The following is a 25125-nucleotide window of genomic DNA, read 5'->3' as shown; positions in this document are numbered from 1 at the left end:
AGCTCTTACAAGCACCTATCAAAAACAAACCTGTGCGTTTATTCTCTTTACAGTTTCGTCGAGCTCATTAGCCGAAGTTTCTAAATAGTTTATAAGCTCAGGTAATGCTGCATCATCATTCACGTTAGCTTTAACCATAGGCATAAGTCCGAGCATGTTACAAAGCGGGCGCCTTATTTCATGCGAGTTTAGCCATGCAATTTCCTTCAATTTTTCATTTTGTGCTTCCAGGCGCAACCCGTAGTTTTTTCGCACGTCAATGTCTTGCATTGCGCCCAGCATGCGCACAGGCTCACCATGCTCGTCTAATATCAGATATCCCCTATCGGCAACATACTTATATGCACCATCGGCGCATAAGTAGCGGTACTCTGCGTTCCATTTGCGCTCTTTTCCCTCCAGTACTGTTTTAAAACTTTCTATAGTTGCCTTTCTATCATCCTCATGTATACGGTTCATGTTCCAAAAGGCATTCTCAACCGGTAATTCGTCGTCGCTGGCATAGCCAAATACTTCACTGTATCCGCTTAACCATTTAAGCTTATTATTTGCTATATCATAATCCCAAATTACATCATTGGTGGCCTTCATTACATATTCATAAGTATTAAGCAAGTGCCTTAGCCTACCTTCACTTTCTGTAAGCTGGCGGTTTAATATAGTTTGGCGTGCCAGTAACTGGCTGTAATAGTTAGCCACGATGTAAACAAGAGTTATTACGCTTACAACCAGAAATAATATGTTTTTAATTACTAATGCCAAGTCAAACCCGGCAAAGTAATCATGTAACTTCAATTGGTCAATTAACCATGTACCGCCAACCAGCCATAATAACCCGGCGGCAACATATCCAAGCATCAGCTTTAAAACAAACTTTTTACCCATCGGTATTGTAGTAACTACATTTACCTAATATAAGCAACAATATTTATTCTTAAAAAATATTATATAAGCTTTAAATTGACCTTATTTGATAAGCAATTGCAGTAACTCAACATCAGCTGGCCGAATAAAATTTGGGCGCACAGCGTTAATGTAGAAAAATAAAATAATGCCTTTAATATTTACGCAACCAAACCCTGCGAATGCTGCCAACTTCATAATATTGAGGTAATATGCAGCATGTTAAAAAGGAATCGTAATTTTGCCAACCTGAAAATTCGAGAAGAATGAGCACAACCAACAACAATAATAATGCTAAACGCCGTCAGGATGCTTTGAGCTACCATGCTAAAGGCCGCCCCGGTAAAATACAGGTGGTTCCAACAAAACCAACTAATTCACAGCGCGATTTAACTATGGCGTACTCTCCGGGTGTGGCCGAGCCCTGCCGCGAGATTGCCAAAAACACCGACGATGTTTATAAGTACACTGCCAAAGGTAATTTGGTGGCGGTAATAAGCAACGGTACCGCGGTATTAGGTTTGGGTGATATTGGCCCTGAGGCCAGTAAGCCGGTAATGGAAGGCAAAGGCCTGTTGTTTAAAATATATGCCGATATTGACGTATTTGACCTTGAGTTGAATACCAAAAACGTTGATGAGTTTGTAAATATTGTAAAAGCGTTGGAGCCTACCTTTGGCGGTGTAAACCTCGAGGATATTTCGGCACCAACCTGTTTTGAAATTGAGCGCAGGCTAAAAGCTGAAATGAACATTCCGGTTATGCACGATGACCAGCATGGCACGGCTATAATTTCGGGCGCTGCGCTGATGAATGCATGTGAAATTCAAGGCAAAAAGCTTAGTGAGATAAAACTGGTGATTAACGGAGCCGGTGCCGCTGCAGTATCATGTACTAAAATGTATTTGCAGTTAGGTGTGAAAAAAGAAAACCTTATCATGTTTGATATTAATGGTTTGATTACGCCCAACCGTACCGACCTTGATGATATACGCCTGGAGTTTGCTACGCACCGTACTGATGTAAGCAACCTTACCGAAGGCATGAAAGGCGCTGATGTTTTCATCGGACTATCTGCAGGTAACGTGGTTACTGCCGAAATGCTGCAAGGCATGGCACCCAACCCTATTGTGTTTGCTATGGCCAATCCTGAGCCTGAGGTTACCTATGATATTGCCGTAGCAGCCCGCCAGGATATTATTATGGCTACCGGCCGCAGTGATTATCCAAATCAGGTTAATAACGTTTTAGGATTTCCTTACATTTTCCGTGGTGCATTAGACGTGCGCGCTACTGCAATTAACGAGGAAATGAAAATTGCCGCAGTACATGCCATTGCCGAACTTACCCGTAAACCTGTTCCGGAAGAAGTTAACTTGGCTTATAACACCACCAACCTGCGTTTTGGTAAAGATTACATCATTCCAAAACCAATGGATCAGCGCCTTATTGTGGAGGTATCGGCCGCGGTGGCTAAAGCTGCAATGGAATCAGGCGTGGCCCGTACCGAAATTACCGATTGGGCCGAATATGCCGAAAAACTACACGGCCGCATAGGAAGCGATAATAAGCTGATGCGTAACTTAAGCGGTAAAGCCAAGCAAGATCCAAAACGTGTGGTTTTTGCAGAGGCCGATAACTACAAAATATTACGTGCTGCACAAATAGTAAAAGATGAAGGCATTGCCATTCCAATTTTGCTGGGCAACACCGAAAAAATTCAAAAGATAATTGCCGATCACAAACTTGATTTGGGTGATGTAAAAATCATTAACACCCTGCTGCCATGTGACCGCCAGGATGAATACGCACAACACTTGTACCAAAAGCGCCAGCGCCGTGGTATAACGCTTTATGAGGCTAAAAAAATGATGCGCGACCGTAACTATTACGGTGCAAGCATGGTTGAATTTGGTGATGCCGATGCCTTAATTTCAGGTTTAACCAAAAACTATGTATCAACTGTAAAACCTGCCCTGCAAATTATTGGTACTGCCGAAGGTGTTAGCCGTGTAGCGGGTATGTACATGATGATCACTAAAAAAGGTCCGCTGTTTTTTGCAGATACCACAGTAAATGTAAACCCAACCGTGCAGGATTTGGTTGACATTACTGTACTGGTGGAGGAATCAGTTAAACAGTTTAACATCAGCCCGCGTATAGCAATGCTATCTTATTCAAACTTTGGTTCGAATGATGGAGACGTGCCTGATAAAACACGCGAGGCAGTCAAGATTTTGCATAAGCAATACCCTGATATGGTTGTTGACGGTGAAATGCAGGCTAACTTTGCCATGAACCCGGCGTTGTTAGAAGACAACTTCCCATTCTCAACCTTAAACGGCAAGGCTGCTAACACCTTAATTTTCCCTAACCTGGAGTCGGGCAATATTGCTTACAAGCTTTTACAGGAAGTTGGCGGAGCCGAGGCTGTTGGTCCGATTTTACTAGGCCTTAAAAAGCCTGTACACGTACTTCAGTTAGGCAGTTCGGTACGTGAAATTGTGAACATGATTACCATTGCTGTAGTTGATGCTCAGCAAAAAGCTAAAGACGGCGCATTATAAGCTTCCGCTGGTTTAGCACTTATATTTATTATCAATTTAAAGTCATTTAGGCCTATCTTGCAGATAGGCCTAAATCTTTTTTACAAGCCCGCCGTATAAGCGTATGTTTTATTATTTTTAACGAAAAATAATAAACACACACTTATTGATTATACATGTACGCATACATTGATGGCAAGTTGGCTTTTAAAAGCCCGGCCTATGTGGTGATTGATGCTGGCGGGGTAGGCTATCACATAAACATCTCATTAAACACTTTCTCAAAACTGGGCGATACCGAACGCTGCAAGCTATTTGTATGGCTGCATGTTAAGGAAGATGGTCACACGCTTTACGGTTTTGCCGATGAAGGTGAAAAACGCCTGTTTCTTCATTTAATTTCGGTATCGGGCATTGGCCCAAACACCGGGCGCATGATGCTGTCATCCATTACGCCCGAAGAAATACAAACCGCTATAGTAAAAGGAAACGTTACCCAAATACAACGCATAAAAGGTATAGGACCCAAATCGGCCCAGCGGGTAATACTGGAGTTACAGGACAAATTACGAAAGGAAGGACCGGATACACTCATAAGCATGCCGGCCAACAATACGGTTAAAGATGAGGCACTTTCTGCACTGGTTATGCTGGGTTTTGCCCGTAACGCAGCCGAGAAGGTACTCGACGCAGAAATAGGTAAAAACACCGAAACTTTAACGGTGGAACAACTAATTAAATCGGCTCTCAAAAGTTTATAATTACAGCTTTTAATACCATTGGTAAGCTCGGTAAACAAATTTGCTGCAAGTGTTTTAGTGGGATTGTTGATGTTAACCTGTGGCGGGATGAGGCCTCTTTTTGCCCAGGTTACGCCTAATTCTAAAGACTCACTTACCATTAAGGTACCTTACAAAAAGCCGCAATCACGCAACGCTCGTGTGAGGCAGGGAGATTTCATGCCCGATCCGCCAAACCTTGAGCGGGTTATACAGTACGATGCAGCTACCAACCGTTATGTGCTTATTGAAAAGGTGGGTAACCTTATGTACCGGGCACCGCGTTATTTAATGTTCACCGAGTACCTGCAACTTACCCAACAACAAAACCGCCGCGAATACTTTCGGGAGCTGGCTGATAAATATGCCTATGACTCACAGCAACCGGGCTTTATACCGCAAATAAAGGTACGCAGCCGTACGTTTGAGCAAATATTTGGCAGTAATACTATTGATATCCGTCCGCAGGGGTCAGCCCAGCTCATATTTGCAGGACAGGTAAACAGCAACCAAAATCCGCTGTTTAATACCCGCCAGCGCAAACAGTTCAATTTTAATTTTGATCAGCGCATTCAAATGAACATTACGGGTGCTATTGGTGATAAGCTTAAACTGGCTACAAACTACAATACTGATGCCCAGTTTCAGTTTGAAAACCAGGTTAAGTTGGATTATACCGGCCGCCCCGATGAAATCATTCAAAAAATAGAAGCAGGTACCGTGAGTATGCCGCTTAACACGTCGCTAATTCGTGGCAGCCAAGCCTTATTTGGTTTAAAAACCAAAATGAAGTTCGGCAAATTGGATGTTACCAGTATTTTTTCGCAGCAGCGCTCGCAGGCCAAAACCATTACTATAACCAACGGCTCACAGCAAGGAGAGTTCAGGCTTACTCCGGCCGACTATGAAGCCAACCGTCACTTTTTCCTGGCGCAGTACTTCAGAGATAATTATAACAAAGCGCTTGCTAACATTCCTATTATCAGCTCAAACGTTACGATAACGCGTGTAGAGGTTTGGACTACCAACCGTACCAATTCCACTACCGATTCACGCGATATTATAGGTTTACTTGATTTAGGCGAAAACCGCCCTTACAATACTGTGCGCGTTCAGGGTGGTACTTCGGGCTTGCCGGCGGGGTTCATTGGCCCGGGGTTTACGCAGCAATCAAACAATTTGCTTCAAAACCTGCAAGCTTTGCCCAATCAAGGCCGTTTAACAAACTCAAATGACGTTGCCACATTCTTTCAGGCTACCGGTGCTACTGATAATTACGTAAAGCTGCCTTATGCACGTAAGCTTACCACGCGCGAATACACCCTGCATGCGCAATTAGGTTATATATCACTTAACTACCCTTTGAACAACGATGAGGTGTTGGCCGTGGCCTACCGGTACACCTATAACGGCAGGGAATATCAGGTAGGCGAATTTTCAAACGATATACCGGTTGATGCAGTAAACCCTAAGGCACTTTATGTAAAGATGCTGAAGAATGAGATATTGAAAACCAACCTGCCCACCTGGGACCTGATGATGAAAAACATTTACTCATTAGGTGCTTACCAGGTTAGTCCGGTAAATTTCAGGATGACCATTGCGCGGGTTGACGACCAATCAAACATTGAAAAGCCACTGCTTACCGAAGGTGATACAACCGTACGCGGCAAACTTTGGCTTCAGCTTACCAACCTTGATAACCTTAACCAGCAAAATGATAAGCGACCTGATGGATACTTTGACTTTCTGGAAGGTATTACCATTGATTCGCAAAACGGGCGCATTATGTTCCCAACCATTGAGCCCTTCGGCAGCGATTTGGCCCGGCGGTTATCAAACAGCCCTAACCTGCAAAGCCGTTATGTTTACCAGCCGCTGTATGACTCGGTACGTACCATTGCTCAACAATATTTTCCTCAGCTCAACCGCTATGTAATCAGGGGTACTTACACGTCACAATCCGGCTCAGAGTACCAATTAAACGCAGTGAACATACCTCAAGGGTCGGTAGTAGTTAACGCAGGAGCTTTACGCTTGCAGGAGGGAGCCGATTTTACGGTTGATTATAGCATTGGCCGCATACGCATCCTTAACCAATCGCTGCTATCATCAGGTCAACCCATTACCGTTAACATCGAAAATAATGAGCTTTTTGGCGTACAGCAAAAAACTCTGTACGGCTCAAGGTTTGATTATAGGGCCAACTCCAAGCTTAACTTAGGTGCCACTATAATGCACTTGTCTGAGCAGCCTCTCACTCAAAAGCAAATTATTGGCGAAGAGTCGGTTTCAAACACCATTGCCGGTTTCGACGTAAATTACAGTTCCGAGTCGCGCTGGCTAACTCGTATTATTGATCGTTTGCCGCTCATTAACACTAAAGTTCCGTCATACATCAATTTTTCGGGCGAATTTGCCCAGTTAATGCCGGGCAGCCCGCGTGCCATAAATTTTGCAGGATCAAAAAACGGAACGTCATATCTTGATGATTTTGAAAGCAGCCAATCAGTAATTGACCTTAAAAGTGCACTTGGCTGGCAAATATCAGGAACACCGCAGCTGTTTAACGAGTCGCGGCTGTTTAATGACTTAAGCTACGGTTATAACCGCGCCCGTTTAGCCTTTTACAACATCGACCCCATATTTTATACATCAACCGCTCAATTCAATTTAACACGCGCCGATTTATCAAACCATTACGTGCGCCAGGTGCTTGAAACCGAAGTACTACCCTACCGGCAGTCGGTAACGGGGCAGCCGTTAATTTTACCCACTCTCGATTTAGCTTTTTACCCAAACACACGCGGTCAGTACAATTATACCACAACGGGCATCAATCCTGATGGTACCCTGCAAAATCCACGCAGCCGTTGGGGTGGCATGTTCCGTAAGCTGGAGACTAATGATTTTGAATCGCTCAACGTTCAGTATATTGAGTTTTGGATGATGGATCCGTTCATTTATAAACCCAACTCGCAAGGGGGTGATTTATATTTAAACCTTGGAAGCATATCTGAAGATATTTTGAAAGACGGCCGTAAGTCTGTAGAGAACGGCTTACCTCCTGATGGCAGTGCTAACGGAACCGACGAAACCGTTTGGGGACGCGTACCCCGCCTGCAACCCGTAATTAATGCTTTTGACAATAACCCAGATGCACGCCGGCTGCAGGATATAGGTTTAGATGGTTTGAATGATGCCGGTGAGCAAACTAAATTTTCTGGCTTTGTACAGCAGTTAAGGTCTCAGTTAAGCCCGGCAGCGGCCAACGCACTTGCGGCCGACCCTTCTTCAGATAATTACCAGTACTACCAGGGACCACAACTAGATCAATCACGTGCCGGCATCTTGCAGCGCTACAGTAAATACAACGGAACTGAGGGCAACTCTAAAACAGCGGAGCAGTCACAAACCGAACTTGGCGTATCTACCTCGGCCTCCACATCTTTTCCTGACGGGGAAGATTTGAACAGAGATAACAGCATGAGCCAGGCCGACGAGTATTTCCAATACAAAGTATCCATCCGCCCGCAGGATATGGTAATCGGTCAAAACTTTATTAACGATCGTGTTACCGCACAAGTGCGTTTGCCTGATGGCACCACGCAAAGTGTTAACTGGTACCAGTTTAGGGTTCCTATTGCTGGTTATAACTCGCGCGAGGGAAATATTCAGGATTTTAAGGCCATACGTTACATGCGTATGTTTATGACCAACTTTGCCGATACCGCCGTTTTGCGTATGGGTACCCTTCAACTGGTAAGGGGCGAATGGCGTGGTTATAATGTAGAAAACAATGCTACCAAGGTTATTGCCGACCCTGCGCTCATCAATCCACCTTTAGATGCTTCGGTACTAAATGTACAGGCAGTAAACCTGGAGGCTAATGGCAATCGTTCGCCAATACCTTATGTGCTGCCTCCGGGTATTGAGCGTCAGCGTGATTACAATAACCTCCGTACTGATACGCGCCTTAATGAGCAATCTTTATCTTTAAATGTTACCAACCTGCGTAACGGTTACTCGCGGGCTGCATACCGTACGTTTTATAATGACTTACGCTCATACAAACGTTTACAACTCTTTGTACATGCCGAAGGCGAACAGCTTAACGATAACGACCTAAGCGCTTTTATACGTTTAGGTGTCGATTACCAGGATAGCTACTATGAGTACGAGGTTCCGCTGAAAATTACCCGCCCCGGCACATCAGATGCCAGTGCTATATGGCCTGCTGCCAATAACATGGACATTGAGCTGGCCGCACTTACCCGCGCTAAGCTTGCGCGCGATAACGCCATTGCAGCCGGACAGCTTGCATCAATAAATATTCCTTTCACGGTAACCGATGGTAACAATAAAATAACCATTAAGGGTCAGCCCGATTTAAGCCGCTTGAGGGCTATTATGCTGGGTATACGTAACCCGTACAGGCAATCGGGCGGGTTCGATAAAAATGCCATTGTGTGGTTTAACGAACTACGCCTTACCGATTTTGACCAGCGTGGTGGCTGGGCTGCAACTGCACGCCTAAACGCAAAACTTGCCGATTTTGCCGACATTACGTTGGCTGGCAGCAAAACTACCATTGGTTTTGGATCAATTGAGCAGCGCGTAAGCGAGCGTAGCCGTCATGATAGTCACACTTTTGATATGGCCGGCAGTTTAGAGTTAGGTAAGTTTTTCCCGGCTAAAACCGGTATGCGCATACCAATGTATGTAAACGTATCGCAACAGGTAGCTATGCCGCAGTTTAACCCGGCACAACCCGATGTTGAGTTAAAGACTGCTATTGCTAATGCACCAACGCAGGAGAAAAAAGATGAGATAAAACGTGTAGCGCAAGATTATACCATGCGCAAAAGCATAAACTTTACCAACGTACACAAGTCAAAATCAAACCAGGCAGCACCGGCCAAATTGTGGGATGTAGAGAACCTTAACGCTACATATGCTTACTCTGAGTATGAGCACCATGACTTCATTACCGAGAACGATATTCAAAAGATATACAAGGTTGCCCTGGCTTACAATTATCTTAACCAGGCAAAGTATTATACGCCTTTAGAAAAAGTAATAAAAACCAACATGCTGAACCTGTTGCGCGATTTTAACTTCAGCATTCTTCCTTCAAGGTTAAATTTTGCCATTAGTTTTGATAGGTTTTATTCAGAAAACACCCTGCGTAACAACGACCCTAATAATTACCTGCCCATACCTACCACAACGTTTAACAAAAACTTCAACGTTACCCGTGTTTATGGTATAGGCTGGAATTTAACCAAATCATTGCAAATGGATATTGATGCCACCAACCTTGGTGTTATTGATGAGCCTGCCGGTCGTATAAACGGAATGAAGCGTGATACGCTTTGGGAAAACCTTAAACGTTTAGGCCGTACTACCAACTATAATCACACCATTAACTTTAACTATACATTACCTATAAGTAAAATACCGGGATTTGATTGGGTAAGTGCCATTGCACGTTACAGCACCAATTTTAACTGGCAAACCCAACCTAAATTTGCTATTGATAATGCAGCTTATGATGTGGGCAATACCATACAAAACTCACGTTCGGTTCAACTCAACCCTACCCTTAACCTGAGCAATTTGTATAATAAGTTTAGTGCCATACGTAAGTTTAATAATGCCGATGCTAAAGGTGGCGGAAAGTTTTTAGTGAATTTGCTAACCAGCGTAAAAAATCTGGGCGCAACCTATACGCGCACACAAGGAACATTTTTACCCGGATATTTGCCAACAACCGGCTTTGGTGGACAGGATTTTAGCGCAAACGCGCCAGGTATAGGATTTTTATTAGGCAGCCAGGCCGATTTACGTTCAAGAGCCGTTGCAAATGGATGGCTCAGCCGCGATACGTTGCAAAATCAATTATACACAACCACGCTAAATGAGGATATGCACCTGCGCAGCACCATACGCCCAATACCCGATTTAAATATCGAGCTTACAGCCTTCCGCACGCGCGATCGTAATTTTCAAACTAACTATAAATTCAATCCGGCCACTAATAATTTTGAAGACCAAAGCCCTATAACATCCGGTACTTACAGTGTATCATTCCTTTCAATAGGTACCGCATTCAGCCGCGACAGGGGATTGAATAATACCTCTGCGGCTTTTCAACAACTTTTAAACAACCGGCAAATTATATCGCAGCGGTTAGCTGCACAAAACAGCAACGCCACCGGCGCTGGTAACAATGGCTATGCCGATGGGTACGGACCTAACCAGCAGGATGTACTGGTAAATTCATTCTTAACCGCTTATGCTGGCAAAGACGCGAGTAAATCGGGGCTAAATTCGTTTCCACAGATACCTATTCCAAACTGGCAAATTACCTATAACGGATTGAGCCGGGTAAGCTGGCTTAAAGACTTTTTTGATTCATTTGATTTACGCCACGGTTACCGTTCAACCTACAGTGTAAATAGCTATAATTCGCTCATCCGCTACCGTGAAGTAAATGGCGCGTCTGTTGAGCGCGATGTAAATAATGATTTCTTACCGTTTTATCAATTTACCCAGGTAACGCTTTTTGAACAGTTTGTGCCGCTTGTAGGCGTTGATGTGCGTTTTAAAAACAGCATGACGCTTAGCGCCGAATACCGCAACAGCCGTACCCTTAGCTTAAGCGTACTTAACAGTCAGTTAGCGCAGCAAAATGAGAATATAATGGTGGTAGGATTTGGTTACCGTACACGCAACTTTCATTTTCCGTTTGGCTTGTTCAGCAACTTTAAGCTCAATAATGATTTGAACTTTAAGTTTGACTTTGCCCTGCGCGACAACAAGATTGTGATTTACCGTGCCGATGTAGAAACCGCGGAGATATCATCAGGAGCTAAAAATATCACCATTCGCCCCTCTATTGATTATGTAATTAATCAGCGCTTTAACTTCAATATATTTTACGATTCAAACATTACCCGGCCCTACACTTCGCAAACCTTTAATACCGCCTTTACCAATTTTGGTATAAACCTTAAGCTTTTGCTACAGTAGTAGCGGTTTAAAAGTTTGTGCATTACATTATACGTTGTAAATGCTACCGATATAAGTTAATATAGTGTTTTACCCGGCCTGAGCAGCAAGCCATTGTTTGGCCTCATTAAGGCTGTCAAAGAATTGAGCAGTAACCTTCCCCATGGTAATATCGATGCTTTTATGTGCCGAAAGCCTGCTAAAGGTGCTTGGAGAGTAGATCCAGGCAAAATGTTTAAGCCCCGCTTCCTGCATAGCCGGAAACCAGTACTCGCCGCCCCAATCAGCCGCTTCCGACCAGTTTCCTAACACATGTGTGTTATCGTTCAAAACCTTCGCGCATTTGTTTTTTCGCAGCAGATCAAGCATAATGAGGCAACCCTTTTTCACCGAGTCATAATTTTGATAACCTAACCAATTAACATCAAGCCAGTTCATTTGCTCGTTGTAGTTTATAGTTATGAAGTTGCCTTTGTAAAAGGTTTGGTTGTCGGTATCTATATCTATAAAGTATTGTTTGCCATTAAGCGGCAATAAAAAATAGAACGTAGATCCCTTTCCTGCTTCACTCTCAATCCATAAACTGCCGTTATGCCTTTTGATAATCTCGGCAGCTATGTACAATCCTAACCCTAAGCCCTGAAAGCGCATATAGCTATTATCGGCGCGATAATACCGGTCAAATATACGGTTGAGGTTTTCTTCGCTTATTCCTATACCAAAATCCTGCACAGATACTACCAGGTTATCATGCTGTACAGACGACCGTATTACAACCTTGTTGGCATCAGGCGAATATTTGATGGCATTTGAAATAAGGTTATTAATCACCTGTTCAATACGCACCTGGTCACCCGTTATGGTAACGGCATCATTTTGTTCAAGTAATAACTGATGGTTACCGGCGGTGGACTGTAATAGGGAGATGGTGTCTTGAAGTACGGCTGCAAAGTCAAAGCTTTCTTTATTGTAAACCATCTTTCCTGCATGTATTTTTGATACATCAAGCAAGTCGGCAATTAGCCTTTCAAGACGCTTAAGCTGCCCTGATGCACGGTCAACAAATTGAAATACCTTTTCAGCCGGATCGGCCATTCGTTTACTTAAGTCAATAAGCGCCTTTGCACTTGTTAAGGGTGTGCGCAATTCATGACTGGCTATGCTTAAAAACTCGTCTTTTGCAGCTTCGGTTTCCTTTTGCTCGTGTATATCTATGATGGTGCCAAACCACTGTATGGTTTGCCCTTGAGCATTACTTATAGGCAAGGCCCTGGCCTGATGCCAGCGAAACGAATTATCACTTGCACGCTTTAACCGGTATTGTATTTCATAAGCGTTACCGGTTTCTATGGCCATTTGCCAGGCTCTTGTAGTAGCATCCAGGTCATCGGCAAACACAATATGAACCCAACCGTCACTTAATGCCTCTGCAATAGTTTGCCCGCAGTATTCTGTGTAGCCTTTGTTTACAAAGTCAACAAACCCGTCGGGCTGTGCAGTCCACACCATTACGGGTAAATAATCAGCTACTGTACGCAGCATCATCTGGTCAGTAAAAACCGTACTGCTGTTGCTTTCCTGTTGCGATTCAAGCAGGGCAACACGCTCCGTTAAAAGCTTTCGTTCGGCTTTTAAAAACTCAATCTCCTTTAACAGTTGGCTATGCTCGCTCAAAATGGGTAACGCTTATAATTGCAACCAACAAAGTAACTATAATTAGCGGGCTGTGTTTACAATTAAGAAAAATTTAATTCAATTAAGACATTTTAGCCATTGCCTGTTGCACTAATTTAAATCCCCCTTCACTATATTTAAGCTGTAATGCAAAATGATGCCCATGCGCATCCATCTTCAATAATGATTTGTAAAGAATATTGATCATTTTCTCTGGCTCATTCTCGTATTTTAACCTAAAATCGTCATACTGGTACTGCAAGAAAACAAGACATAACGCATTCTCGATAGTTTGTACATCAGCATCAACCTTAATACGCTTTTTGAGTATAATTTGCACTACACGTTCTATATCTGCATCGTTGTAGCCTGCCTCCATCATTAATTTACCAGCTATTGCACTATGATGTAAAGCTAAATCCTTACGCCATTTTAAATATGCGTCACGTCCTTCGGGGTATGATTCGCGCGGTATTTCCCACCTGCCTATGTGCTGACATCGCGAAGCTAAAATTAATTCGTTGGTAGCATCAGCATTAAGCGTTATTATCCAATCGTATAATTTGAGTGCATAAAAATATTCCTGCGGATAGCTTTTGCCATTGCTATCTATAACACGCGGATCTTGCTGATTATAGCTATCAAAAAGCTGTAGTGCAGCCTGCAAATTACTCATTATGCAAAGTAGCACCTTTGGCTCACTTTGCGAAATAAACAATTTTATAAGGGATACGATATTGGAACACTCAAATTATCGATTTACTTTTAATATATACTTCGCGACGACAAAACCATCAAAAATCAACGCTTAGATATAAATTACATAACAAACGCACATCTATTCTATACAGATGTTACATTTATATGCGTTTAAACATTAGTTTTGTCATTTAATTAGACATATTTTAATAAAAGACTCTAATTTTTAGTATTTAAAGCGCAATAATGAAAAGAAATAAAGCTACTTGTGACGCAAACTCCTGTTTTATGTGTCAAAATTGCATTGAGGAATGGCGTCCGGCTATATGCGCTAACAAAACCAACTATAAATTAAGAAAAGGTGAGCTTATTTTCAAGGAAGGTGATCCTGTTACGGGTATATACTTTGTTTACAGCGGAAACGTAAAGGTTTATAAAAAATGGGATGCTGATAAGGAACTGATTTTACGTTTTGCTAAAGATGGTGCTATTTTAGGTCATAGGGGTATTGGCGACGACTTAATTTATCCGATATCCGCCTCGGCACTTGAAGACTCGGTGGTTTGCTACATAGATATGAAGTTTTTTGAAAGTACGCTAAAGGTAAACAACCAACTTACTTTCCAATTGGTAAACTTTTTTGCAAATGAACTGCGCATATCAGAACGCCGTATGCGCAACCTGGCGCATATGCCGGTCAAAGGCCGGGTAGCAGATGCGCTGTTGAAATTACAAGCCCAGTTTGGCAAAACCGATAGTGGTTTAATAAACATTAACCTAAGCCGGCAAGACCTTGCCTCATACGCAGGAGCAACCTACGAAACCGTTTTTAGGGTAATTAATGAATTGGTAAATGAAAATTGCATAAGCTTAACCGGTAAAAGCATAGCCATTGTAAATACTGATGCGCTCACTGAGCTTACCAAATCAATATAAGTAATTTATTTACATCAGAGAATGTAAAAGTTTCTTAATACCTTTCGGCAAAGGTCATGATAAAACTATGATGACACATACCGAACAAACCTTATGGCGCAAGATTGAGAATTTCAATCTTGACGATGATGAAAGCAGTTTTAATTTTACGGCCCGGCTGTCACGCGAGAACGGCTGGAGCAGCGCTTACACAAAACGCGTGATTGAGGAATATAAAAAATTCATTTTCCTTTGCTGTATATCACCAACAGGTGTTACCCCGTCTGATGCAGTTGACCAGGCCTGGCACCTGCACCTCACTTACACACGTTCATATTGGTTTGATTTTTGCCGTGACACTTTGGGACAGGACATTCACCATAACCCCACCAAAGGTGGCATTGCCGAAGCCGAAAAATTCGACAGTTATTACACACAATCTTTCAAGCTTTACGAAGATAAATTTGATACTCAACCTCCTGCAGATATATGGCTGGATAATGAAAGCCGCTTTACAGATATTAATTTTCAGCGGGTAAATATTAGCCAGTACAAGCCAGTTAAGCGCTCTATCATTAGCAAAATGCAGTTTTTACTGTTTGCATTTGTATTCATAGCTCTTTGCTTTATTATACCTTACATTATCAGCCATTTTGATGATGTAAAGATTCACCTATTTTTTTGTGGGGTCTTTTTATTTATAAGCATAAGTATTTATGCTACTGAAAAACGCCAACGCTAAAATGAAAATTCGGCTGGAGGGTGTGGTGACAGCAATGATTCGTCATTTGACAATGATTCGCATGGTGGGCATAGCCACGGAGGGCATGGACATAGTGATAGCGATGTCGGACATGGTTGCAGCAGTGGCTGCTCGGGCTGTTCATCATCCGGATGCAGCGGTTCTGGAGGAGGCTGCGGAGGCGATTAAGCCAAATCAAATAGCAATTGCACAAGAACTATTAGCTCCTATATTTGTCATGTAAGCTATTGGCTTACTAACACCTCTGCCTGTATGATAAAAACCGTTTTTATTACCAGTACCGAGCCGTACAGCGGTAAATCCATCGTATCTCTCGGCCTTATAAATATGCTGTTGGGCAAGGCTCAAAAAATAGGCTACTTTAAACCCATTGTAAGCCGGCCGGCTACTCAGCATAAAAGCGATCATATACAAACCGTACTAAGCTACTTTGATTTACCTATTACCTATGATGAGGCACATGCCCTCAGCTGGCAGGAAGCTATGCGCCAGTCAGAAACAGGCAGCCAGGGCGAAATGATTGATACCATCATTCGCAAATACAAACAGCTTGAAGACAAGTACGACTTTACCGTTATAGAAGGTACCGATTACCAGGGCGAAGGTTCGGCGTTTGAATTTGAGGTAAATGCATCTATTGCCAAAAACCTGGGCGCACCGGTTATTGCCGTAATATCAGGGGAGAACAAAACCACGGCTCAGATTGCTAATTCGGCCATTACAATGGTGCGCAACTTTGAAGCACGCGAAATACAGGTGCTTGCTGTTATTGCCAACAAAATAACTGAGGAACAAACAGACGACGTACGCGAACTGCTTGCTGCCCAACTGCCTGACGATGTTATTGTTGCTATCATACCTGCTATGCGGGTATTGCAGGCGCCCACCATGAAGGAGATTTGTGAAAGCTTAAACGCAACACTCCTATTTGGCGAAGAGCGCTTAAGCAACCAGGTAGATAATTTTGTTACTGGTGCTATGCAGGTGCCTAATTTTTTAAACTATATTAAAGATAACCTGCTCATTATTACACCGGGCGACAGGGGTGATATCATAATTGCTGCATTACAAGCAAATCTATCTACCAGCTATCCGCAAATTGCCGGCATAGTTTTAACTGCCGATACTATACCGGAGGAACCTATTATAAGGCTGATACAAGGTTTGCAAACTGTTGTACCTATTATAGCGGTTAAAACCGGCACCTTTCAAACTACTACCGAGATTGGTAACATCCGCTCAAAAATTACGGCCGATAATACCAAGAAAATACAATTGGCTATTGATGTATTCAACAAGTACGTTGATGTAGCCAAGCTCGATGAGCAGATTGTGACTTTTAAACCAAGCGGAGGCATTACGCCGCGCATGTTCCAGTATCAAATTACCAATTGGGCAAAAAGCCAAAAGAAACATATTGTATTGCCCGAAGGTAACGATGAACGTATTTTACGAGCCACAGCTCGCTTAGTAAGCCAGGATATTGTAACGCTTACCCTGCTGGGTAACCCCGATGATATTACTGCCAACATCAAACGCCTTGGCCTTAATCTCGACGTAAGCAAGATTAATATTGTTAACCCGGCTGCTTCTGAATTTTACCAGGACTATGTAAACACGCTTTACGAGCTTCGTAAAAATAAGAACGTAAATATGGAAATGGCTACCGATATGATGACCGATGTTTCATACTTCGGCACTATGATGGTTTATAAAGGCCACGCAGATGGTATGGTATCAGGCGCAGTGCATACCACGCAGCACACCATTCGCCCGGCATTGCAGTTTGTTAAAACCAAGCCGGGTATTTCTGTGGTTTCGTCGGTATTTTTTATGTGTTTGCCTGATCGTGTTTCGGTATTTGGCGATTGTGCCGTTAACCCCAACCCTACCGCCGAGCAGCTGGCCGAAATTGCTATATCATCAGCCGAAAGCAGTCAGCGATTTGGTATTGAACCACGCATTGCCATGCTATCTTACTCATCAGGCACCTCCGGCGAGGGCGAAGATGTAGAGAAAGTACGCCGCGCTACCGAAATAGTGAAAACCAAGCGACCCGACCTTAAAGTTGAAGGACCAATACAATACGATGCCGCAGTTGACCCTATTGTGGGTAAAAGTAAACTTCCCGGCTCAGAGGTTGCCGGTCAGGCCAGCGTACTTATCTTTCCTGACTTAAATACCGGCAACAACACTTATAAAGCCGTTCAGCGTGAAACGGGTGCTTTGGCCATTGGCCCTATGTTGCAAGGCTTAAACAAACCGGTGAATGATTTAAGCAGAGGTTGTACAGTAGACGATATTTTTAATACGGTGATCATTACGGCTATTCAGGCACAAGAAGATTAATTTTAGTTCATAGTTGATGGTTCATTAACTATGATAATTTGATAAACTATGCTATATATATGGTCTATTGACCATAAACAAAATCACATGAACATCTTTGTAGTTAATTCCGGCAGCAGCTCTATTAAATATCAGTTATTTAAAATGCCAACCAACACGCCTGTTTGCAGCGGATTGGTGGAGCGCATTGGCTTGAGCAATCCAACCATAACCCACAAGGTTTTTGTTGATGGCGAGGAGAAAGTGATTAAACTTACGCCTGAAGAACTGCCCGATCATGAAGCCGGACTTAAAGAAGTAAACACTTTGCTTACAGAAGGCGAACTTGCCGTTATACAAGACCCTGCCGACATTAAGGTAGTTGGACATCGCATTGTGCATGGCGGCGAGCGTTTTACCACCACTACCATTATTGATGCCAAGGTAAAAGAGGAGCTGAAAGGCACTTTTCAATTAGCCCCCTTACATAATCCGGCCAGTTATTTAGGTATTGAGGTAGCTGAAAAGATATTTGTTAATGCTACCCAAATAGGTGTTTTTGATACCGCATTTCATCAAACTTTACCTCCTGAGGCGTTTCGTTTCGCTATACCAAATTCATATTATACAGATTTTAATATACGCACCTACGGCTTTCATGGCACCAGCCATAAGTATGTGACTGAACAAGCTGCCGACTACTTGGGTAAGGCTGATAGCAAACTCATTAGCATACACCTGGGCAACGGCTGCAGTATGGCTGCGGTTAACGATGGGCAGTCGGTTGATACCAGTATGGGATTTGGTCCGTTGAGCGGGCTAATCATGGGCACACGTTCGGGCGATATTGATGCTACGGTGGTATTTTACCTGGTTAACCAATTAGGCTATGACATTGAACAAGTGAGCAACCTGCTTAATAAGCGCAGCGGTATGCTGGGCCTTACCGGCCACAGCGATATGCGCGATATTACCGCAGCCATTGAACAAGGCGATGAGCAGGCAAAACTAGCTTACGACCTGTATGCCTACCGCATTAAAAAGTACATTGGCTCATATACTGCTGTTTTAAACGGACTTGACGCCATCATTTTCACTGCCGGCGTTGGAGAAAACGACGCCCTGATACGCGAGCTGATTTGTACCGATTTGGAGTATTTAGGTATTGAACTTGACACTCCAGTAAATAGCACCCGCGCTAAAGGCATTCGTGAAATTAGTACGGCAAACTCAAAGGTTAAAATTTTAATTGTGCCAACTAACGAAGAACTGGAGATTGCGCAGCAGTGCTATGAAATAGTGAACAAATAACTATCACGTTGAACTCATTTCACATACAACAAGAAAACAGATTTCCAACTAAGCATCTGGGGTGCTAAACAGGTTGAACATGACCTTAAAAGGATTAGTTAACGAAATACAGTCATGCCGAATTTATTTCGGCATCTCACAGGACAGGTTATGAAGGGATTATAGTAATATGCTATTCAAACAAGGCCATGTGTACATTATGTCGAACCAGTACAGAACAACTTTCTATATTGGTGTTACCAGTAACTTAAGCGCAAGAGTTTGGCAGCATTTAAACAGCAGTGAAGGCTCAAAATTTGTAAAGAAATATCGCCTTTATGATTTGATTTATTACGAATACTATGAACGCATTAGTGATGCTATTGATAGAGAGAAGCAATTAAAAAATTGGCACAAAGACTGGAAAATCAATCTCATTACTTCAGTTAATCCTACTATGAAGGATTTAAAACTTGAGTTGGAGCTGGATTAGATTAGCATGGTTGAATGCCATTGTTTGTTATAATAAATTTATTTCAGCACCTCATTAGGCAAGCAAACAATCGGCTTAGCATAAGGGATGCTGAAATAAATTCAGCATGACGCGCGGGATATAAAGCCCTTCTTCTTACGAAACTGTCAATTCGCCGCGAATATCCTGCTCAAGCCAGTAGTTCACTTCCTTAGGATCTTCAAACTGGCTTAATAAAAACATTGTTTTAGTGATAGCGGCTTCAAACGTCATATCGTAACCATTGGCAACGCCAATATCCTTAAGTTGCTTGCTGGTTTCGTAACGGCCTAACTCAACAGTACCCACCTTACATTGAGATATATCAACAATAACCTTTCCGCTGTCAATTGCACCTTTCAGTAAATCGGTAAACCATTGGTCGGTTGTTGTATTACCTGCTCCGAAGGTTTCCATTACAATACCACGCACATCAGAATTTACAATGTTTTCAACAACTTTAGGGCTAATACCCGGATACAGCTTTAAAACGGCAACATCACTTGTAAACTCTTTATGCACAATCAATTCACCTTCGCCTGGTTTGCGTATATCATTTATACTGAAGCGCAGGTGTACACCCGACTCGGCTAGTACCGGATAGTTTGGTGAGCGGAAAGCCTCAAATTTTGATGAATTATATTTAAACGCGCGGTTACCTCTAAATAATTTGTAATCGAAATATATACAAACCTCAGGTACGCGTACTCTATCGTTCTTTTTAGCCTTGGCCAGCTCTATGGCCGTCATTAAATTCTCTTTAGCGTCAGTACGTATAGCACTGATAGGCAATTGCGAACCAGTAAAAATTACAGGCTTGGCCAGGTTTTCAAGCATGAAACTTAATGCAGATGCCGAATAGGCCATCGTATCTGAGCCGTGTAAAATCACAAAGCCATCAACCTCGTCGTAATGCTTTTGAATTAAACCGGCCAGGCGGCTCCAAATAGCCGGACTCATGTTTGATGAATCGATAATATCCTCAAACGAGTGTACTTTAATACGGCAGTTTAAACGCTCCAATTCAGGAACGTTCTCCATAATTTGCTCAAAATTTATGGGCACTAAGGCTTTAGTGCGTGGGTCGCTCATCATACCTATTGTCCCACCGGTATAGATGATCAGTATCTGGCACATTTAATAATTGGTTATACTTTTGAAAATAATAAATTGTTAATTAATAACACCATTAAACCCCAAAAATCATTTTGGAGTTTTCAGTTGTAATTTCGGCAACTGCCTCAATACTTATACGGTGCAAATCGGCTACCTTTTGGGCCACATGTACCAAATATGAGCTTTCATTAGGCTTACCACGAAACGGTACGGGAGTAAGATACGGAGAATCTGTTTCTAAAACCACATGTTTTAGGTCTATTTGTTCAACAACCTTGTCCAACCCGGCATTTTTGTAAGTTACAACACCGCCAATTCCAAGCTTAAAACCCAGGTCAATAATTTTATTGGCCTGCTCTAGCGTTCCCGAAAAACAGTGAAATATCCCCCGTAGCTTATCATCATACTGCTCGGTTAATATCTCATATACCTCATCAAACGCATTGCGGCAATGAATATTAATGGGTAAACCTGCAGCTTTGGCCCAACCAATTTGTCGGCGAAAGGCTTCCTGCTGCTCGCTTATAAAGGTCTTGTCCCAGTATAAGTCAATTCCTATCTCGCCAACAGCATATACTTTGTTTTGTTGCAGGGCAGCGTAAATAACCTCAAGTTCCTCCTCCCAATTGGCTTTTACATCGCATGGGTGCAATCCCATCATGGCGAAGCAGTTTTGCGGATACCGGTTTACCATATCCATCACTTGCGCAATACTACTGCTATCAACATTAGGTAAAAACAACCTGCTAACACCGTTGCTTATGCACCGCTGTATAACTTCATCCTTTTTAACAGAATCAGTTTCATAATATTGATGAGTATGCGTATCGGTTAGTACCATGGCGCGAAAGTAAAAAGCCCTGCGATGTTAACGCAGGGCTTTTGCACAATATTATTTTTTGGTGACTTTTCTTTTAGTTGCAGTCCTTTTACCTGTGGCTTTTTTTGCCGGGGCTCGCTTAACACCCGTCTTAGCAACGGCCTTCTTGCGTACACCAGGTATTACCTTTACAACCTCAACATCAAAAACCAGCGGACTATAAGGCTTAATATCAGCACCGGCTCCGCGCTCACCGTAAGCTAAAGCCGATGGGATAATGAATTTGGCTTTTGCGCCTTCGTTAACCAATAACAAACCCTCATCCCATCCGCGTATCACTTGTCCGTCTCCAACTACTACTTTGATAGGCTCATAGTTCCGGCCGGGTTGCTGAAGGCCTCCGGCTTTTGCTACCTCTTCAATGCTTGAATCAAATAGTTTACCATCCATGGTACGCCCTGCATAGTTGACCAGTAATGTATCGCCATTTACGGGCTTCCTGCCGGCAGATGGAGTAGTAATAATATATTTTAAGCCGGATGTTGTGGTTTGTGGCGTAAGTTGATTATCGGCTATATACCTCGCTAAAGTTGCTTTCTCTTCACCGCGTAATTTTTCGGCCATGGCTGCGCGTTCGGTCTTTTCTTTTTCCATAGCAGCATTCCGTTCGGCCATAGCCTCATCAAGGCTTTGCGTTTTCTCAACTTTTATAGTAAAGTTAAGGTAGCTGCCTTTTGGTAAAAACGGCGGACGCCCATCCTCATGCCCTGCAAAAATAGAATCAGTTGGTATACGTACACGTGCGCTGTCATTAACACTAAGCACTGTAAACACCTCCATTAAATCAGAAACGCTACGGCTGGGCTGCACCTGTACCATTGCGGGCTTACCCATTTGGTATGAGCTGCCTAAAAGCGAGTCGCGATCATTTTTTTGTGTAAACTGGAAGGTTATTACCTCACCCTGTTTAATTTTTGCACCGCCACCGGCTTTTAAGATAGCGTATAATGCCCCTTTAGGTGTTTTGATATAGTTGGCTTGTGCAACAGCCTGACCAATGTATGCCGCTGCAAAAACCGTTAATAAGAAAGCTTTTTTCATTCTGTAAATGTCCTAATACATCAATTGCGAGGAACAACGCAACCGTGCTGTTTTTTAAACGTACAGTTGCATTGTTTCTCGCAATGAGGAGAAAGTATAATATTAAATTTTATTGTTTTGCCGGAGCCTGAGTTGGTGCAGGTAGTTGCATAGTTGGCGCTGCTGCACCAGCTTTTGGATGCACAATGTCAACCAATTCAACATCAAATACAATTGGCGCAAACGGAGGAACCGGGCCTAAGCCTTGCTCGCCGTATGCCAGGCTTGATGGTATAACCAATGTAGCTTTAGCACCCTTGTTAAGCAACTGCAAACCTTCATCCCAACCAGGTATAACAGCACCTGCACCTACAGCAATGCGAATAGGCTGGTAAGGGCGGTTAGCGTCATAAGTTTTTTCTTTTTGAGCAATTTCTTTGATGCTGGTATCAAATACTTTACCGCTAACAAGTTTACCTGTGTAGTTTACTACAGCGGTATCACCTTTTGCAATAGTTGGGCCTGAGCCTGGTTTAGTTATTTGATACTGGAGGCCGGTTGAAGTTTTGGTAGCTTTGATGTTGTTTGCAGCAATATATTTACTGATTTTGCCTGGCTCAACACCTTTAAGCTTAGCCGACTCTGCTTTAAAGTAATCAGTTATACGACCCTGAAATACCTGATCGCTCAGCTTACCTTTTGGAATAATTTTAACAACCTTCACCTGGTAAATAATGTATTTACCTTTTAAGTTAGCCGGGCGCGGAGTTGGGCTTGCCTTAAACATTGAGTCGGTGTTGATTTTGAAGGTTGCGCTGTCACCTTCGCTCAGCTTGCTTATACCCGCATAAATATCACCTTTATACTGTGGTTTAGGCATTAAGGTAGGCATAGGTTTACCCTGATCATAAGAGTTAAAAAGTACCGAATCGGCATCAGTTTTAGCAATCAGGTTTACACTTATAAAATCCCCCTCCTTAACCGGAGCACCTTCTTTATCTTCATGAATGGTGTACAGCAAACCGCCGTCACCCTTTTTAAATCCGCTGTTACAGCTGGCCAGGCCAATTGCTGCTGCGGTTAAAAACATTAAACTTTTTCTCATTGTTTGTTTATTGAATTAACAGTGTTTTGTATTCGGGTAGTATTTGTTTAAATTGTTGAATAGTCTCTTCAAGGCTATTGCCCGACTGGCCGCCCGCTGCATTCCGGTGCCCGCCGCCGTTAAAATACTTTTTACATATTTCATTTGCCGGGAACTCGCCTGTTGACCGTAACGATAGTTTAACCATGTCAGTACGTTCAACTATAAAGGCCGCTAACCGTATGCCGGTTATTGATAAAGCATAATTTACAATGCCTTCGGTATCTCCGGTGTTTGATTCGTATTTTTTAAGTTCTTCTTTAGTAACGCTGATTAAGGCCGTATTGTATTCGCGTAAAATTTCGAGCTTGTTACTTAAACAGTAGCCTAAAAACCTAAGCCTGTTTTCAGGAGCATTGCTGTATACCAACTCGTGTATGCGCCAGTTAACAGCACCTGCATCAATAAGGTTAGCCACAATGCGGTGCACCGCAGCAGTAGTATTTGGCAAACGGAATGAAGCAGAATCAGTCATGATACCTGTATACAGGCAAGTAGCAACATCGGCATTAATAAGCTCGGGGTGTTGCAGCTCTTCAACTATGAAGCTATAAACCAACTGGGCAGTTGCACAGGCATTAATATTCCAGTAGCGATAGTCATCAAAATCCTGCGGCTCAAGGTGATGATCAATCATCACTTTAACAGCACTGCTTTCGCCAACCAGTTCACCCATTTGGTTAATACGACTCAGATGATTAAAATCGAGGCAGAAAACAATTTCAGCTTCGGCAATCAACCGGGCTGCAGTTTCGGTTTTTTCGGTATAGATGATAACCTCTTCGTTACCCGGCATCCACCATAAAAACTCAGGATAATCTGTTGGTGCTATAACTACGGCGTGGTGCCCTTGCTGCACCAGGTAATTATATAAACCCAATGAAGAACCCATAGCATCACCATCAGGTTTATGATGCGTGGTGATAACAATTTTGCGGGGCTGGTTTAATAATTCGCTAAGCGAGGCTATATCTAACATCAACTAAAAAAAGAAGTGCAAATCTAAATAATAATATCAAAAACGCGCCATGCAAATTCTATAAAAAGCTTTAGGTTTCAGTAACAAAACTCTATTTTTGCCGCAACTTTAAAACAAACATGGAAAATAACAAAACTTTCACCATGATTAAGCCAGATGCAGTACGCAACGGCCACATAGGTGCTATATTAAACCACATTACCAAAGGCGGTTTCAAAATTACTGCTATGAAGTACACTTATTTAACCCCTGAAAAAGCAGGTGAGTTTTATGCTGTGCACAAAGAGCGTCCTTTTTACAAAGATCTTGTTGGCTTTATGTCTTCAGGCCCTATTGTAGCGGCAATTTTAGAAAAAGAAAACGCTGTTGCTGATTTCCGTACCCTTATTGGTGCAACTGACCCAAGCAAAGCTGACGAAGGAACTGTTCGTAAACTGTATGCAGAATCAATTGAGGCTAACGCCGTTCACGGTTCTGACTCTGATGAGAATGCTGCTATTGAAGGTAGCTTCTTCTTCTCAGCTTTTGAGAAATTTTAATTTTTCCTTTTAAGGAATTCAAGCT

The 25125-nt window shown here is 42.7% G+C and carries 18 protein-coding genes; 10 read left to right on the top strand and 8 right to left on the bottom strand.

What is annotated here, in order from left to right; genetic code table 11:
- Positions 1-18: 18 nt before the first annotated feature.
- Positions 19-885: a PAS domain-containing protein gene (locus QZ407_RS02390; RefSeq protein WP_295767458.1), complete on the bottom strand. Its 867-nt coding sequence runs from the start codon at positions 883-885 to the stop codon at positions 19-21.
- Positions 886-1169: 284 nt separating this feature from the next.
- Here QZ407_RS02390 and QZ407_RS02385 point away from each other — a divergent pair, with 284 nt between their 5' ends.
- The 3 genes from QZ407_RS02385 (at position 1170) to sprA (ending at position 11263) form a co-directional block, all read left to right on the top strand.
- A complete protein-coding gene (locus QZ407_RS02385; RefSeq protein WP_295767457.1) occupies positions 1170-3470 on the top strand; it encodes an NADP-dependent malic enzyme in 2301 nt (766 codons plus the stop codon).
- A gap of 155 nt (positions 3471-3625) precedes the next feature.
- Positions 3626-4210, top strand: coding sequence for a Holliday junction branch migration protein RuvA (gene ruvA, locus QZ407_RS02380; protein ID WP_295767456.1), 585 nt, complete (start codon positions 3626-3628; stop codon positions 4208-4210).
- Between the two features lie 87 nt (positions 4211-4297).
- The gene (gene sprA, locus QZ407_RS02375) at positions 4298-11263 is read left to right on the top strand and encodes a cell surface protein SprA (RefSeq protein ID WP_295767455.1); all 6966 of its coding nucleotides are present in this window, start codon (positions 4298-4300) and stop codon (positions 11261-11263) included.
- 69 nt (positions 11264-11332) lie between these two features.
- Here sprA and QZ407_RS02370 read toward each other — a convergent pair whose 3' ends face one another.
- Together QZ407_RS02370 and QZ407_RS02365 are read right to left on the bottom strand one after the other, a co-directional pair.
- Positions 11333-12916, bottom strand: coding sequence for a PAS domain-containing sensor histidine kinase (locus QZ407_RS02370; RefSeq protein WP_295767454.1), 1584 nt, complete (start codon positions 12914-12916; stop codon positions 11333-11335).
- An 82-nt stretch (positions 12917-12998) separates the two neighbouring features.
- Complete coding sequence (locus tag QZ407_RS02365) at positions 12999-13592, bottom strand: DUF4202 domain-containing protein (RefSeq protein ID WP_295767453.1); 594 nt, start codon at positions 13590-13592, stop codon at positions 12999-13001.
- Between the two features lie 269 nt (positions 13593-13861).
- On the opposite strand from QZ407_RS02365, the gene QZ407_RS02360 reads away from it, so the two are divergent.
- From QZ407_RS02360 to QZ407_RS02335, 6 genes are all read left to right on the top strand, one after another.
- On the top strand, positions 13862-14551 hold the full coding sequence (locus tag QZ407_RS02360; RefSeq protein WP_295767452.1) for a Crp/Fnr family transcriptional regulator: 690 nt from the start codon (positions 13862-13864) through the stop codon (positions 14549-14551).
- Between the two features lie 67 nt (positions 14552-14618).
- Positions 14619-15272, top strand: coding sequence for a hypothetical protein (locus tag QZ407_RS02355; protein WP_295767451.1), 654 nt, complete (start codon positions 14619-14621; stop codon positions 15270-15272).
- Positions 15247-15516, top strand: coding sequence for a hypothetical protein (locus tag QZ407_RS02350; protein WP_295767450.1), 270 nt, complete (start codon positions 15247-15249; stop codon positions 15514-15516). Before QZ407_RS02355 ends, QZ407_RS02350 begins: the two co-directional genes overlap by 26 nt.
- 29 nt (positions 15517-15545) lie before the next feature.
- The gene (gene pta / locus QZ407_RS02345; protein WP_295767449.1) at positions 15546-17642 is read left to right on the top strand and encodes a phosphate acetyltransferase; all 2097 of its coding nucleotides are present in this window, start codon (positions 15546-15548) and stop codon (positions 17640-17642) included.
- A gap of 87 nt (positions 17643-17729) precedes the next feature.
- Positions 17730-18932 (top strand): acetate kinase, encoded by a 1203-nt coding sequence (locus tag QZ407_RS02340; protein ID WP_295767448.1) that lies wholly within the window; start codon positions 17730-17732, stop codon positions 18930-18932.
- Positions 18933-19101: 169 nt separating this feature from the next.
- Positions 19102-19404, top strand: a complete 303-nt coding sequence (locus QZ407_RS02335) for a GIY-YIG nuclease family protein (RefSeq protein ID WP_295767447.1) — start codon at positions 19102-19104, stop codon at positions 19402-19404.
- Between the two features lie 135 nt (positions 19405-19539).
- Here QZ407_RS02335 and QZ407_RS02330 read toward each other — a convergent pair whose 3' ends face one another.
- The 5 genes from QZ407_RS02330 to QZ407_RS02310 all read right to left on the bottom strand — a co-directional run bounded on the left by QZ407_RS02330 (position 19540) and on the right by QZ407_RS02310 (position 24561).
- Positions 19540-20559 carry a type I asparaginase gene (locus QZ407_RS02330; RefSeq protein ID WP_295767446.1) on the bottom strand — a complete coding sequence of 340 codons (1020 nt, stop codon included), beginning with the start codon at positions 20557-20559 and terminating at the stop codon, positions 19540-19542.
- Between the two features lie 52 nt (positions 20560-20611).
- Positions 20612-21379 carry a TatD family hydrolase gene (locus QZ407_RS02325; RefSeq protein ID WP_295767445.1) on the bottom strand — a complete coding sequence of 256 codons (768 nt, stop codon included), beginning with the start codon at positions 21377-21379 and terminating at the stop codon, positions 20612-20614.
- A 51-nt stretch (positions 21380-21430) separates the two neighbouring features.
- Positions 21431-22459: an FKBP-type peptidyl-prolyl cis-trans isomerase gene (locus QZ407_RS02320; protein ID WP_295767444.1), complete on the bottom strand. Its 1029-nt coding sequence runs from the start codon at positions 22457-22459 to the stop codon at positions 21431-21433.
- A 109-nt stretch (positions 22460-22568) separates the two neighbouring features.
- Positions 22569-23543 carry an FKBP-type peptidyl-prolyl cis-trans isomerase gene (locus tag QZ407_RS02315; RefSeq protein WP_295767443.1) on the bottom strand — a complete coding sequence of 325 codons (975 nt, stop codon included), beginning with the start codon at positions 23541-23543 and terminating at the stop codon, positions 22569-22571.
- Between the two features lie 7 nt (positions 23544-23550).
- Positions 23551-24561 (bottom strand): DHH family phosphoesterase, encoded by a 1011-nt coding sequence (locus tag QZ407_RS02310; protein ID WP_295767442.1) that lies wholly within the window; start codon positions 24559-24561, stop codon positions 23551-23553.
- Positions 24562-24680: 119 nt separating this feature from the next.
- On the opposite strand from QZ407_RS02310, the gene QZ407_RS02305 reads away from it, so the two are divergent.
- Positions 24681-25100 (top strand): nucleoside-diphosphate kinase, encoded by a 420-nt coding sequence (locus QZ407_RS02305; protein WP_295767441.1) that lies wholly within the window; start codon positions 24681-24683, stop codon positions 25098-25100.
- Positions 25101-25125: the final 25 nt, after the last annotated feature.

The sequence above is a fragment of the uncultured Mucilaginibacter sp. genome (assembly GCF_913773635.1).
In the GTDB taxonomy this organism is placed as follows: Bacteria; Bacteroidota; Bacteroidia; order Sphingobacteriales; family Sphingobacteriaceae; genus Mucilaginibacter.
The sequence above is the reverse complement of the archived record's forward strand: the minus strand, read 5'-3'. Positions and strand labels throughout refer to the sequence as shown.